This window comes from Burkholderia cepacia (assembly GCF_001039005.1).
GTDB classification, from domain to species: domain Bacteria; phylum Pseudomonadota; class Gammaproteobacteria; order Burkholderiales; family Burkholderiaceae; genus Burkholderia; species Burkholderia theae.
On sequence record NZ_LDWR01000011.1, the window covers coordinates 25,676 to 39,345 of the forward strand.

The 13,670-nt window shown below is 69.6% G+C and carries 13 protein-coding genes and 2 riboswitches; of the genes, 4 read left to right on the plus strand and 9 right to left on the minus strand.

The features are described from left to right. Nucleotide 1 precedes the first annotated feature (1 nt). The 6 genes from VL15_RS05220 to VL15_RS05245 all read right to left on the minus strand — a co-directional run bounded on the left by VL15_RS05220 (nucleotide 2) and on the right by VL15_RS05245 (nucleotide 8,242). Nucleotides 2-454: a YaiI/YqxD family protein gene (locus VL15_RS05220; RefSeq protein WP_048243707.1), complete on the minus strand. Its 453-nt coding sequence runs from the start codon at nucleotides 452-454 to the stop codon at nucleotides 2-4. A 58-nt stretch (nucleotides 455-512) separates the two neighbouring features. After that, complete coding sequence (locus VL15_RS05225; RefSeq protein ID WP_048243709.1) at nucleotides 513-1,121, minus strand: vWA domain-containing protein; 609 nt, start codon at nucleotides 1,119-1,121, stop codon at nucleotides 513-515. Between the two features lie 68 nt (nucleotides 1,122-1,189). Then, a complete protein-coding gene (locus VL15_RS05230) occupies nucleotides 1,190-2,266 on the minus strand; it encodes an ATP-binding protein (RefSeq protein WP_048243711.1) in 1,077 nt (358 codons plus the stop codon). Then, nucleotides 2,263-6,072, minus strand: coding sequence for a cobaltochelatase subunit CobN (gene cobN, locus VL15_RS05235; protein ID WP_048243713.1), 3,810 nt, complete (start codon nucleotides 6,070-6,072; stop codon nucleotides 2,263-2,265). Before cobN ends, VL15_RS05230 begins: the two co-directional genes overlap by 4 nt. 6 nt (nucleotides 6,073-6,078) lie before the next feature. Next, a complete protein-coding gene (gene cobW, locus VL15_RS05240) occupies nucleotides 6,079-7,158 on the minus strand; it encodes a cobalamin biosynthesis protein CobW (protein ID WP_048243715.1) in 1,080 nt (359 codons plus the stop codon). A 25-nt stretch (nucleotides 7,159-7,183) separates the two neighbouring features. After that, the gene (locus VL15_RS05245) at nucleotides 7,184-8,242 is read right to left on the minus strand and encodes a HoxN/HupN/NixA family nickel/cobalt transporter (protein WP_048243717.1); all 1,059 of its coding nucleotides are present in this window, start codon (nucleotides 8,240-8,242) and stop codon (nucleotides 7,184-7,186) included. A 187-nt stretch (nucleotides 8,243-8,429) separates the two neighbouring features. Then, a riboswitch (cobalamin riboswitch) is annotated at nucleotides 8,430-8,695 on the minus strand. A 114-nt stretch (nucleotides 8,696-8,809) separates the two neighbouring features. Beyond that, nucleotides 8,810-9,046: riboswitch (cobalamin riboswitch) on the plus strand. A 109-nt stretch (nucleotides 9,047-9,155) separates the two neighbouring features. Between VL15_RS05245 and cobA the strand changes: the two genes are divergently transcribed. The 4 genes from cobA to VL15_RS05265 are packed head-to-tail and all read left to right on the plus strand — an operon-like array spanning nucleotide 9,156 to nucleotide 12,283. Further along, a complete protein-coding gene (cobA, locus tag VL15_RS05250) occupies nucleotides 9,156-9,965 on the plus strand; it encodes a uroporphyrinogen-III C-methyltransferase (protein ID WP_196319543.1) in 810 nt (269 codons plus the stop codon). After that, entirely contained in the window at nucleotides 9,962-10,339 is a 378-nt protein-coding gene (locus tag VL15_RS05255; protein ID WP_048243721.1) for a cobalamin biosynthesis protein, read from the plus strand. The genes cobA and VL15_RS05255 overlap by 4 nt, the downstream gene beginning before the upstream one ends. Nucleotides 10,340-10,373: 34 nt before the next feature. Next, on the plus strand, nucleotides 10,374-10,976 hold the full coding sequence (gene cobO / locus VL15_RS05260) for a cob(I)yrinic acid a,c-diamide adenosyltransferase (protein WP_048243723.1): 603 nt from the start codon (nucleotides 10,374-10,376) through the stop codon (nucleotides 10,974-10,976). Between the two features lie 2 nt (nucleotides 10,977-10,978). Further along, on the plus strand, nucleotides 10,979-12,283 hold the full coding sequence (locus tag VL15_RS05265) for a cobyrinate a,c-diamide synthase (protein WP_048244352.1): 1,305 nt from the start codon (nucleotides 10,979-10,981) through the stop codon (nucleotides 12,281-12,283). A gap of 91 nt (nucleotides 12,284-12,374) precedes the next feature. On the opposite strand, the gene VL15_RS05270 is transcribed toward VL15_RS05265, so the two are convergent. The 3 genes from VL15_RS05270 to bamE form a co-directional block, all read right to left on the minus strand. Further along, nucleotides 12,375-12,674, minus strand: coding sequence for a type II toxin-antitoxin system RelE/ParE family toxin (locus VL15_RS05270; protein ID WP_048243725.1), 300 nt, complete (start codon nucleotides 12,672-12,674; stop codon nucleotides 12,375-12,377). Further along, nucleotides 12,664-12,909 carry a type II toxin-antitoxin system ParD family antitoxin gene (locus VL15_RS05275; protein ID WP_048243726.1) on the minus strand — a complete coding sequence of 82 codons (246 nt, stop codon included), beginning with the start codon at nucleotides 12,907-12,909 and terminating at the stop codon, nucleotides 12,664-12,666. Before VL15_RS05275 ends, VL15_RS05270 begins: the two co-directional genes overlap by 11 nt. A 120-nt stretch (nucleotides 12,910-13,029) precedes the next feature. After that, entirely contained in the window at nucleotides 13,030-13,569 is a 540-nt protein-coding gene (gene bamE, locus VL15_RS05280; RefSeq protein ID WP_048244354.1) for an outer membrane protein assembly factor BamE domain-containing protein, read from the minus strand. Nucleotides 13,570-13,670 lie beyond the last annotated feature (101 nt).

Below are 13,670 nucleotides of genomic sequence, written 5' to 3' on the forward strand. Positions count from 1 at the left end.
GTCACGGCTTGCCGTGGCGGGCCAGGAACCGGTCGAGTTGCGAGGCAAACGTCTTGCCGTCGCGCGCGCTGAACGGCGCCGGCCCGCCCGTGTCGATGCCCGCGCTGCGCAACTGGTCCATCATCGCGCGCGTCGACAGGCGCTCCTCGATGTTCTCGCGGCTGAACCAGTTGCCGCGCGGGTCGAGCGCATGCGCGCCCTTGTCGAGCACGGCGGCGGCCAGCGGGATGTCGGCGGTGATCACGAGGTCGCCGGCCTCGGCCATCTCGACGATGCGCGCGTCAGCCACATCGAAGCCGGCCGGCACCTGCACCGCCTTGATGAACGGCGACGGCGGCGTGCGCAGAAACTGGTTCGCGACCAGCGTCACGCAGATTTCGGCACGACGCGCGGCGCGAAACAGCATGTCCTTGATGACGGCGGGACACGCGTCGGCATCGACCCATACTTGCATGGCGGTTTTTTCCAGTGAGCAGCAGAAGCGGCGATCATAGCGCACCGCCGGCCGGCAATCAGCCGATCGGGTCCATGCAAAGCGCATCGGCCGTCACCCACTGCGCGCCCCATGCAGCGGCGAGCCGCGCGCCCTGCCCGATCCGCACGGCCGCATCGTCGAAGTCGACGAACACGACGTGATCGGCCGCCGAGGGTTTCGCCGGCGTCTCGCGCGTGCGCCCGTCGGACAACACCCACAGCCAGCGCTGCTTGTCGGGCTCGCGCCGCGCATCGTGCGCGAGCAGGTGCGCGGCGGCCGCGATGCCGTCCGCGAGCGGCGTGCCGCCGCCGCCGTCGACCGGTTCGAGCCAGCGCGCGTTCCACCAGCGCGGCACGGCCGGACCGAAGCGTCGCGCGGCGCCATTGCCACCGAAGCAGATCAGCGCGGTTTCGACGCGGTCGCGCGCGGCGCGATCGAAATACGCGACGATCAGCCCCTTCGCCAGCGCGAGCCGGTCGTGCGACAGCATCGACGCCGAACAGTCGAGCACGAAGCAATGCAGCGCATCCGGTGCGCCGGCACGCTTCCGGTAGCGCAGATGGCCGTGATGCAACGGATCGCCGCGCTTCGCGGCGAACGTCGCCGGCCACGCGACGGCCGTGCCGGTGCGCGCCGTACCCGGCACGCGTGCGGCTGCGCCTTGCTGCCATCGAGGACCGCGAACGGCGTTCGCGGCGGCGCCGGCTCGATGGCTCAGTGTTTTTTTAACGGCAGCGGCACCACGCTTTTCACGTCGCGCAGCCCGGCCGGCTCGGGCCGCAGATAGCCCCAGTCGCCCTGCGCGACGGCGGTGTCGTTCCCGGTTGTGCCCGGTTGATCTTCCGGCTGCTGGCGTGCCTCCGGCGGTGAACGATCGTCGCGTGCGCGGTCCGGCTGCGACGCGCCGGACGACGGCGGCGTACCGGCATGGCGCCGGTGCCGCAGCACGGCTTCGGCCACGCGCGCCACGTGCGACATCGTCACCGCATCGGCCTGCTCCAGCGCGGCGAGTGCGCGCGCGGCGCGCAGCATCACGAGATCGGCGCGCAACCCGTCGACGGCCGCGTCGATGCACAGCGCGCTGACATGCGCATGCACCGCATCGCCGAAATCGAGCATCCCCAGCCGCGCACGCGCCGCGTGAATCCGGTCGCCGAGTTCGCGCTGCGCGGCTGCATGGCGTGCGCGGAACGCATCCGGATCGAGATCGAATGCCAGCCGCGCTTTCACTATCCGCTCGCGCTGCGCGGCATCGAAACAGTTCTCCAGCTCGACCATCAGCCCGAAACGGTCGAGCAACTGCGGACGCAGTTCGCCTTCTTCGGGATTCATCGTGCCGATCAGCACGAAGCGCGCGTCGTGCGCGTGCGACACGCCATCGCGCTCGACGAGGTTGACGCCGCTCGCGGCGACGTCGAGCAGCGTATCGACGAGCCCGTCGGCGAGCAGGTTGACTTCGTCGACATACAGCACGCCGAGATGCGCGCGCGCAAGCAAGCCCGGCCGGAAGCGCACGCCGTTTTCGGCCAGCGCATGCGCGAGATCGAGCGTGCCGGTGACCTGTTCGTCGCTCGCCGACAGCGGCAGCGTGACGAACTGCCCTTCAGGCAGCAGCTCCGCGAGGCCGCGCGCGGCGGTCGATTTCGCGGTGCCGCGCGGCCCGCTCACCAGCACGCCGCCGAGCGACGGGTCGATCGCGGCGAGCAGCAGCGCCTGCTGCAATGCATCCTGCGCGACGAGCGCCGCAAACGGAAAGACCGCGCGGGCGCGGTGCAGTGTCGGATCGGTCATCGCCGTCCCCCTTCCTGGAGTTGTTCGCTTTCGAGCCAGACCGCTTCGATCCGCTCGCGATAGTCGCCCGGCTGCTGCCACAAGCCGCGCTGCATCGCCTCGACGAAGCGTTCGCAGATGCCGTGCAGCGCCTTCGGATTGTGCCGTTCGAGGAACCCGCGCGTGTCGTCGTCGAACAGGTACGCGTCGGCGACGAGCGCGTACTGGTGGTCGGACAGCACGCGCGCGGTCGCGTCATAGCCGTACAGGTAGTCGACGGTCGCGGCCAGCTCGGCCGCGCCCTTGTAGCCGTGGCGCTTCACGCCGTCGAGCCATTTCGGGTTGACGACGCGCGAGCGGATCACGCGTGCGATTTCCTCGCGCAGCGTGCGCATCTTCGGCGCGACCGGGTTCGCATGGTCGCCGTGGTAGATGCTCGGCTGCTGCCCGGACAGGTGCCGCACGGCCGCCGTCATCCCGCCCTGGAACTGGTAGTAGTCGTTCGAATCGAGGATGTCGTGCTCGCGGCTGTCCTGGTTCTGCACGACGACGTCGATCGTCGCCAGCCGCTCGCCGAACACGTCGGGCGCGGCATCGCCCGCGCTGTTCTGCGCATACGCATGGCCGCCCCACTGACGGTAGGCGTCGGCGAGATCGGCGTCGGTCTGCCAGCGGCGCTGGTCGATCAGGTCCTGCAGGCCCGCGCCGTAGCTGCCCGGCCGCGCGCCGAACACGCGCCAGCCGGCGCGGCGCCGCGCTTCGTCGGGCGGCACGCCTTGCGCGACCCACTTCGCGCGTTCGCGCTCGATGCGCGCGCGGATCGGGTTCAGTTCCTCCGGCTCGTCGAGCGCGGCGACGGCCTGCACCGCTGCGTCGAACAGGTGCATCAGGTTCGGGAACGCATCGCGGAAGAATCCGGATACGCGCAGCGTCACGTCGATGCGTGGCCGGTCGAAGATCTCGATCGGCAGGATCTCGAAGTCGGTCACGCGATGGCTGCCGTGCGCCCATTTCGGCCGCACGCCGAGCAGCGCAAACGCCTGCGCGATGTCGTCGCCGCCCGTGCGCATCGTCGCCGTGCCCCACACGGACAGGCCGATCGCGCGCGGATAGTCGCCGTGATCCTGCAGATGACGCTCGATCAGTTGCTGCGCGGATTTCAGACCGAGCGACCAGGCGGCTTGCGTCGGCACCGCGCGCGTGTCGACCGAGTAGAAGTTGCGGCCGGTCGGCAGCACGTCGGGGCGGCCGCGCGACGGCGAGCCGCTCGGCCCCGGCGGCACGAAGCGGCCGTCGAGCCCGCGCAGCAGCTGGCGCATTTCCTCGCCGCCGCATGCGTCGAGCGCGGGGATCAGCGTCGAGCGCACGCGCTCGATCACGGCGAGTGTATGCGGCCATGCGCCGGGCGGTGTCGCGTCGGTGCCGGCGTTGCCGCCTGCGGCTGCGCACAGCCCGTCCAGCCACTGCTGCGCGAGCCGTTCGAGCCGCTCGCGCGTATCGCCCGCATGGCGCCACGGCGACGCGTCGAGCGCCTGCAGGACTGCCGGGCGCGGGCCGGCCCACGGCGCGGCCCAGTCGGCCGACAGCGGATCGAAGTCGTCGCCGAGCGCGAGATCGCGCGCGAGCGCGCCGATCAGCCCCGCACGCACGCCCTTGCCGTCGCCGATCGGAAAACGCGCGAGCGCGAGCAGCGTGTCGCGCCGCTGACGGTCGGCCGGCGATACGCCGAACACGTGCAGCCCGTCGCGAATCTGCGCTTCCTTCAACTCGCACAGCCATGCGTCGACGCGCGTCAGCAGCGCATCCTCGTCGCCAGTGTCGCGCGGCGGCGATACGCTCAGCTCGTCGTGCAGCCGGTGCTCGGCGATCGTCGCGAGGATCGTCTTGCGCAGCAGCTTCGCGCGCCGCGCATCGACCATCAGCGCCTCGTAGTATTCGTCGACCTGCCGTTCGAGATCCTGCAGCGGCCCGTAGTTTTCCGCGCGCGTGAGCGGCGGCATCAGGTGATCGATGATCACGGCCTGTGCGCGGCGCTTCGCCTGGCTGCCCTCGCCCGGATCGTTGACGATGAACGGATACAGGTGCGGCAGCGGCCCGAGCGTCAGGTCGGGCCAGCACGCGTCGGACAGCGCGACGCTCTTGCCCGGCAGCCATTCGAGGTTGCCGTGCTTGCCGAGATGGATGACCGCGTCGATGCGATACGCATCGCGCAGCCAGAAATAGAACGCGAGATACGCGTGCGGCGGCACCAGATCCGCGTCGTGGTAGCTCGCGTAGTCGTTCTCGCCGCGCGAGCGCGACGGCTGGATGCCGACGAACACGTTGCCCGCGCGCCAGCCGGCGATCGTGAAACGCCCTTGCCGCAGCGTCGGGTCGGCTTCGGGTGGGCCCCAGCGTTCGTTCAGCGCGTCGCGCACGGCCGCCGGCAGCCGCGCGAAATGCGCGACGTAATCGGCCAGCGGAAAACTCTGGAACGCCGGGCGGAACGCATGCACGGCCGCGTCATTGGTCACGCCTTCGGTGAGCCGCGCGATCAGCGCGTCGCCGTCGGGCGGCAGGTCGGCCACCGCATAGCCCGCGTCGCGCAGCGCCGCGAGCACGCGCAGCGCGGACGCCGGTGTGTCGAGCCCGACGCCGTTGCCGATCCGCCCTTCGCTTTGCGGATAGTTCGCGAGAATCAGCGCGACGCGCTTGCTCGCGTTGTCGAGCGTGCGCAGCCGGCACCAGCCGCGCGCCAGCGCCGCGACGAACTCGATCCGTTCGGCGTCCGGCTGGTAGCGCACGACGTCGACCTCGGTGTGCGGGCAGCGATACGCGAGCCCCTTGAAGCTCACCGCGCGCGTGACGATGCGCCCGTCGACCTCGGGCAGCGCGATGTGCATCGCGATGTCGCGCGCGTGCAGGCCCTGGTTGTCGGCGACCCATGCGTCGCGATTACCGCCGGACAGGATCACCTGCAGCACCGGCGCGTCGCCGGCGAGCACCTCCGGCTCGGCGGCATCGATCGCGCCGGCCGCGAACGCGGTCGTGTTCAGCACGAGCGCGACGTCGTGCGTGTCGCACAGCTGCGTGATGACCTCGCGGCTCACCGCATCCTTGAGCGACGTCACCGCGATCGGCAGCGGATTCAGCCCTTCCCGCACGAGCGCGTCGGCCAGCGCGTCGAACACGGCCGTGTTCGCGGCCTGCCAGTGCGCGCGATAGAACAGGATCGCGACGACCGGCGCGCCGGGCGTCCAGCGCGGCCGCCAGTCGTCGACGCTCGCGCGGTCGCGCGCCGGGTGATACAGCGCGGCGGCCGGCAGCGGGCGCGGCAGCTCGGGTTCGTCGCCGAAGCCGAGCGTGTGGAACGCGATGCTGCGCAGCAGCGCGTCGGCGTTGTGCACGCCGCCTTCGCGCAGGTAGCGCCACCACAGCCGGCACAGGTCAGGCGCGACCGTGCTCTTCGCGACGAGGTTCGGGTCTTCCTGCAGGTCGCCCGAGAACATCGCGAGCTGCTGCCCGCGCTTCGATGCGAGCGACACGGCCTGCTCGATCCCGTACGGCCAGTACGCTTCGCCGCCGAGATGATCGATCACGACCGTCTTCGCGTGGCGCAGCACGTCGTCGACATAGAAATCGACGGACGCCGGCTGCCGCAGGAACGTGACGTTCGCGAGCCGCACGCTCGGAAAGCCGGCCGGCAGCTGTGGCACGACGCTCGCGAGCAGCGACAGCGTCGTGTCGGCCGAGCTCAGGATCACGATGTCGGCCGGTTGCTGGTCGATCCGGACGACGCCTTGCGTATCGTCGACGAAGCCGCCCGGCGTGGTGCGCAGCAGATGCATCGTGCGTTACGCCTGTTGCGGTTCGGCCGCGCACGCGGCGTCGAACGCGCGCTGCAGTGCGGCCGCGTCGAGATCCTCGCCGATCAGCACGAAGCGGCTCGCGCGCGTTTCGCCGTCCTGCCAGCGACGGTCGAAATAGCTGTCGAAGCGGCGGCCGACGCCCTGGATCACGAGCCGCATCGGCGCGCCGGGCAGCGCGGCGAAGCCCTTCGCGCGGTAGATCGTGTGCGCCTCGACCACGCGCTGCAGCGCGGCGATCGTCGCTTCGCGCGTGCCCGCGTCGCCCGATACGACCACCGAGTCGAAATCGTCGTGGTGGTGATCGTGATCGCCGTCGTCGGCCGAGCCGTGATGGTCGTGACGCAGGTGGATCGTGTCTTCCGATGCCGATTCGAGCCCGAGCAGCATCGCGAGGTCGAGCTCGCCGCGCGTCGCGCGCACGATCTTCACCTGCGGCGGGATCTCGTCGCGGATCGCGGTTTCGATCTGCGCGAACTGTGCGTCGCCGACGAGATCGGCCTTGTTCACGATCACGAGATCGGCGGACGACAGCTGATCGGCGAACAGCTCGTGCAGCGGCGATTCGTGGTCGAGGTTCGGATCGGCGCGGCGTTGCGCGTCGACGGCCTGCGGGTTTTCCGCGAACTGGCCGCTCGCGGCGGCCGGCCCGTCGACGACGGTCACGACCGCGTCGACCGTGAAGCTGTTGCGGATCGTCGGCCAGTTGAACGCCTGCACGAGCGGCTTCGGCAGCGCGAGGCCCGACGTCTCGATCAGCACGTGGTCGATGTCCGCACGCCGCTCGACGAGCGCTTCCATCACCGGATAGAACTCTTCCTGCACGGTGCAGCACAGGCAGCCGTTCGCGAGCTCGTAAAGCTGGCCGGACGCTTCGTCCTGCGTGTCGTCGCAGCCGATGCCGCAACCCTTGAGGATTTCGCCGTCGATGCCGAGTTCGCCGAATTCGTTGACGATCACCGCGATGCGGCGGCCTTCGGCATGCTGCAGGATGTGGCGCATCAGCGTCGTCTTGCCGCTGCCGAGAAAGCCCGTGACGATCGTGACGGGAAGCTTGCGTAGGGTCATGGTGGGTCCAGTATCGGGAAAGAGGTCAGGCGGAGATCGTCACGTCGATCTCGTCGTAGCGCTTCACGCGGTAAATCACGGCCGACACGAGCCAGCTCGCGACGAACAGCCCGATCACGAGGTAGCCGAGCATGCCGAAATGCGCGGCCGCCATCGATGCGAAGTCCCACACGGGGCCTTGCAGCGACAGCTTGTCGGCGATGAGCGCGAGCACCTCGATGCCGCCGATCAGCGCGGCGACCAGCACGGAGACGAAAGTGATCGTCATGTTGTAGTAGAGCTTGCGGATCGGCCGCACGTACGCCCAGCGGTATGCGCCCATCATCAGGATGCCGTCGGTCGTGTCGACGAGCGTCATGCCGGCCGTAAACAGCGCGGGCAGCACCATCACCGACCAGAACGACAGGCCGCCCTGCACCTGCGTGGCCGAGATACCGAACAGCGCGATCTCGGTCGCGGTGTCGAAGCCGATCCCGAACAGGAACCCGATCGGATACAGGTGCCAGCTGCGCGACACGAGCCGGAACAGCGGCCGGAAGATGCGCGCGAGCACGCCGCGCTTGTTCATCAGCAGGTCGAGATCCTCCTCGACGAGCGGCTCGCCGCGCTTTACCGCGCGAAACGTCCGGTACACGGAGATCAGGATCATCAGGTTCGCGGCCGCGAGCAGTAGCAGGAAAAACGCCGACACGCAGGTGCTGATCGTCCCGCCGATCGCGCGCATGCCGTCGAAGCGTGCGATCGACGCGGCCGTCAGCGCGACCACGACCGACATCACGATCACGACCGTCGAGTGGCCGAGCGAAAAGAACAGGCCCGCGCCGAGCGGGCTGCGGCCCTCCTGCATCAGCTTGCGCGTGACGTTGTCGATCGCCGCGATGTGGTCGGCGTCGACTGCATGGCGCAGCCCGAACACGTACGCGAGTAGCGCGGTGCCGAGCAGCACGGGCTGGCCGTGGAAGGCGGCGAACGCCCAGACCCACGCGCCTGCGTTGAAGGCGATCAGCAGCGCATAGATCGCGACGATCTTGCCGCGCAGCCCGGATGAACTGTCGTTGAACAGGCGAAACAGCGAATCGAGCATGACGCTCCTTTGCGAACGGTCGACATGAAGCATGCCAACACGGCCGTCGCTGCGCGGCCCCGTGCGGCCCCGCCCTCCATCGGGCCGGATCATGCGCGCTTGCGCGGGCGGCCGGACGACGGGAATCGGGAAACGCTCGGGTGTCGGGCACGCTGCGGCCGTGGACGATGCGCCGCCTCCCCGCGGCGCTGAACCCCAACGTTTAGGCCGGTATCCGGGCTGACGAACACGCTGCTTCGCCTTCCCGGATGCGCGGGGCATCCAGTGGCGGTCGTCCGCATGCGCGCGGCATGCGGCGAAGCGGCGTTGCATCGCGGCGGGCACGATGCGTTCGCTTACCGTTGCGGGGGCAGCACAGGTTGGCTCGACTGCGACGCAGGCAGGCTCCCTGTTTCCCGTTTAACTGCGCGCGCCGGAGCGGCGCGCGCGAGCACCAAAACGCGTGCGAGTGTAGGCGCCGGGGGCGGGAGCGTCAAGGCGACGCGGGCCGCCGGGCCGGGTTTCGCACGGCCGGCGCGCCACGCCGGAGGCCGTGCGCGGCGGGTTCGCGCGGGCGGACCGCTGTGCTATCGTAGCGCCGCGTTCGGTGCTCGCACGCGCATTCCGCGCATGCAGTTAAACGGGAAACAGGAGGCGGACGACCGCCCGGCCTGTGCTGTCCCCGCAACGGTACGCCGCCCGCGCGACGCGCTTCCCCGCGCACGCGCCCATGCCGCCCACGATGCCACTGCCCTTCACCGGGCGGGAAGGCCGCGGCCTGGCAAGCGGCCAGCCCGGATACCGGCCGACGCAAGGGGCGAGCCCGACGCTCGCCGAACGCCCGATCCGCGGGGGACGGATGGGGTGCGCATTCCACCCGCGTTCGCGCGGGCTTCGCCCGATCCGTTATGCGTTGCCTGTTTGCCGGCCGCCGATGTGCCGCCCGCCTTCCCCTTTCCACTGTTTCGACACGGTGCGCGCCGTGCCGCGCGCGATGAGCCGCGCGTGGCTCATCGGCGCCGGCCCCGGCGACGCCGACCTGCTGACGCTCAAGGCCGTGCGTGCGATCGGCGCGGCGGACGTGCTGCTCGTCGACGATCTCGTGAACCCCGACGTGTTGCGTCATGCTCGCGTCGATGCACACATCGAGCACGTCGGCAAGCGCGGTGGCCATGCGTCCACGCCGCAGGAGACGATCGTCGCCGCGATGCTCGCGCACCTGCGCGCGGGCCGCAGCGTCGCGCGGCTCAAGGGCGGCGATCCGTTCGTGTTCGGCCGCGGCGGCGAGGAACTGGCCGCGCTCGGCGCGGCGGGTTTTCCGGTCGAGGTCGTGAACGGCATCACCGCGGGCATTGCCGCACCGGCCGCACTGGGCATTCCGGTCACGCAGCGCGGCGACGCGCAGGGCGTGATCTTCGTCACGGGCCATGGCGCGGGCGCCGACGAACCCGACTGGCGCGCGCTCGCGGCGACCCGCATGACGATCGTGATCTACATGGGCATCCGCCGGCTCGATACGATTGCGGCGGCGCTGCGCGACGGCGGCCTGCCCGGCGATACGCCGTGCGCGGCGATCGAGAACGCGACGCGTCCCGGGCAGCGGCACGTGCTCGCGACGCTCGACACCCTCGTCGAACAGGTCGGCGCGACCGGCATCGGTTCGCCGGCGATCGTCGTGATCGGCCGCGTCGCGGCGCTCGCCGACGATCCTGCGGTGCGCGCGGCGCTCGGCGGCGGCGCATGATGCGCGTTGCGCTCGGCGTCGGTTTCCGCGCGGGCACGACGGCCGCGCAACTCGACGCCGCGATCCGCGCGACGCTGGCGCTTTACCCGGACGCCGAACCGGCGGTCGTCGCGACGCTCGCCGACAAGGCGCGCGCCCGTGCGCTGCGCACGCTGTGTGCCCGCCGCGGCTGGCCGCTCGTCGCGTTCGACGCAGCGCGGCTCGCGAGCCATCCCGAACTGGCCGCGAGCGGCCCGTCGGATGCCGCGCTCGCGCGCTTCGGCGTCGCGGGCGTGGCCGAGCCGTGCGCGCAACTCGCGGCGCCGCACGGCCGGCTGCTGGGCCCCAAATCCATCCGGGACGGCGTGACGGTCGCGCTCGCCGGCCCGCTCTGAACCCGTTGTTTCGCTTTCGACAGGACGATTCCCGATGAAGACCGATACAGAATCCCATCAGCGGATGGCCGAACGCCGCCGCGCCGGCCACGAGAAGAAGCAGGCCGCCGCCACCCACGAAAAGGGCCTGCTGATGGTCCACACCGGCAACGGCAAGGGCAAGAGCACGGCCGCGTTCGGCATGGCCGTGCGCGTGCTCGGCCACGGCATGCGGCTCGGTGTCGTGCAGTTCATCAAGGGGGCGCTGCATACGTCCGAGCGCGACTTCCTCGGCGCCGTCGCGGAATGCGACTTCGTGACGATGGGCGACGGCTACACGTGGAACACGCAGAACCGCGACGCCGACATCGCGACCGCGCGCAAGGGCTGGGACGAGGCGCGCCGGATGATCGAAAGCGGCGACTACCGGATGGTGATTCTCGACGAGCTGAACACCGTGCTGAAGTACGAATACCTGCCGCTCGACGAAGTGCTCGCGACGTTCGTCGCGCGCCCGGACTCGGTGCACGTCGTCGTCACCGGGCGCCACGCGCCCGATGCGCTGATCGACGCGGCCGATCTCGTCACAGAAATGCGGCTCGTCAAGCATCCGTACAAGGAGCAAGGCGTGAAGGCGCAGCGCGGCGTGGAGTTTTGAGCGTGCCGGCCTGCCCCGCGCTGTTCGTCAGCGCGCCCGCGTCCGGCCAGGGCAAGACGTCGGTGACGGCCGGCCTCGCGCGGCTGCACCGCCGGCTCGGCCGCCGCGTGCGCGTGTTCAAGACCGGCCCCGATTTTCTCGATCCGATGCTGCTCGAACGCGCGAGCGGCGCGCCCGTGCATGCGCTCGACCTCGGGATGGTCGGCGAGGCCGGCTGCCGCGCGCTGCTGGCCGATGCCGCGCGCGAGGCGGACCTGATCCTGATCGAGGGCGTGATGGGGTTGTTCGACGGCACGCCGAGCAGCGCCGACCTCGCGGCCGCGTTCGGTGTGCCGGTCGTCGCGGTGATTTCCGCGAAATCGATGGCACAGACGTTCGCGGCGATCGCGTTCGGGCTCGCGCGGTTCCGGCCGGGGCTGCCGTTTCACGGCGTGCTGGCGAACCGAGTCGGCTCGGCACGGCATGCGGAACTGCTGCAACAGGCGCTGCCCGCCGACCTGCGCTGGCTCGGGCACGTGCCGGCCGATGCGGGCATCGCGCTGCCTGAACGGCATCTCGGCCTGCACCAGCCGGCCGACATCGGCGATCTCGATGCGCGGCTCGAGCGCGCGGCCGACGTGCTTGCGCAAACGGCGCTCGCCGAATTGCCGCCGGCCGTCGCGTTCGCGGAACCGGGTGTCGCGGCGCCGCTGCCGCGTGCGCTCGCCGGCAAGCGGATCGCGGTCGCGCGCGATGCGGCGTTCTCGTTCATTTATCCGGCGAATCTTGCGTTGCTCGACGCGCTCGGCGCGCAGTTGCGATTCTTCTCGCCGCTCGCGGACGAGAGCGTGCCGGACGATTGCGACGCGCTGTTCCTGCCGGGCGGTTATCCGGAACTGCATGCGGCGACGCTCGCGGCGAATGCCGCGACCGCCAGCACGATCCGCGCGCACGCGGCGGCCGGCCGGCCGATCGTCGCGGAATGCGGGGGAATGGTGTATCTGTGTGAATCGCTGACCGATGTGGACGGCGCTACGACGCCGATGCTCGGCCTGCTGCCGGGCCACGCGACGATGCAGCGCCGGTTCGCGGCGCTCGGCATGCAGCGGCTCGATACGCGCACGGGGCCGATGCGCGGCCATACGTTCCACTATTCGCGGCTCGCGACGCCGCTGGAGCCGGTCGCGAACGCCGTGCGCCCCGACGGCGCGCCGGGCAGCGGCGAAGCCGTCTATCGCAGCGGCGCGGTGGTCGCGACGTACATGCACATGTACTGGCCGTCGAATCCGGATGTGGTCGTGGCTTTGTTCAGCGGGGAAGCGTTCTAGATCGATCGATGCCGCGCGCGGATCGAGGCGGCACAGGTCAAGCCGGGATTCCGAACCGCTTTGCAACGATTGTGCCACTCGACGTGCGCGGCTATAGATGTCGTTCGATATCCATCCGTTGATGCAAGACCCGAATCACATCGATCGCGTCGTCCGTTTCGCGATAGAACACGACGTGAGAGCCAACCGCGTACCTGAAATATCCATCCCGAACAATGCAAGTTCGACCGGCCTTCTTGCCGTGCGCCAGCGCTTCCATCGTCCCGATCAGATCGCGGTGGTAGTGGTCTGCCTGCGCGAGCGACCAATGCTCGGCGGTATAACGCCAAATGTCTTCGAGATCGAGTTCGGCCAGTGGTGTCAGCCGGAGCTGCTTGCCTTTAACCGCCATGCGTGGCCCGCATGCGGACCAGGAAGGCCTCGCTGTCGAATGGCTTGGGCGCCCCTGATGCCTCACCGGCCTTCAACGCTTCTTGCAACGCACGCATTTGCGTTTCGTGCGACTCGAGGAGCCGCAAACCGGCTCGCACGACGTCGCTTGCGGAACCGTATCGCCCCGATTGCACTTGAGCGTCGACAAATTCGGCAAAGTGGTCGCCCAGGGAAACGGATGTGTTTCGCGACATGAGTCACCTCCTTTTCAATGCAATCATCATATACCAAAATTTGGTACATTTTGCATTCGGACGCCGTGGCGCCCTTGCCGATGTCCGGCCCGCACCGCATGCGTTACCACCTTCGTCAGGTCAGGGTTTTTCGCGGCCCGGCGCTTCCGAACGCGAAGTCCGAATCACGGTGCCGTCAGGCGAGAAATGCGCGTTGAACATTGCGTCGCCCGATACGCCGCCCTCGGCCCAGTGCCAGCTCCACACCTCTTCATGGCTCAACGCGTATTGCGCGATCTCGGTCGGCTTGCCGAGCAGTTGCCGCACGTCGTCCTTCGACATCCCCGGCACGACCTTCGCGATGTTCGCCGCCGTCAGCGCCTGCGTGATCGACACGAGCCGGCCGTCGGGCCCGAAATCGAGCATGTAGGTACTCGTGCCGTACGGTCCACGCGGATACTCGAACCGCTGCGAGCCGTCGTCGCCCTGCCTGACCATCTCGGGCTTGCCTGCCTGGCGAAGCACGTCCTCGGTCGTCGAGACGCCCGGCTGCAGGTTGCCGAACGCCATCGGATCGGGCTTGATCGCATTCACCGCGTCAGCCACTTTCTGGTCGTCACACCCGGCTGCCAGAACGCCGACCGCACAGGCCGTCAGCACGGTCAGAAGCTGTTTTCGCATTTCGTCCACACCTGTATTCATCGAGCCGATCCGGCGTCGCGCGCAGCGTAGCACGCGACCTGTTCAGCCGATGTCAAGGAGCGTCAAATCAGCGTGTGCGG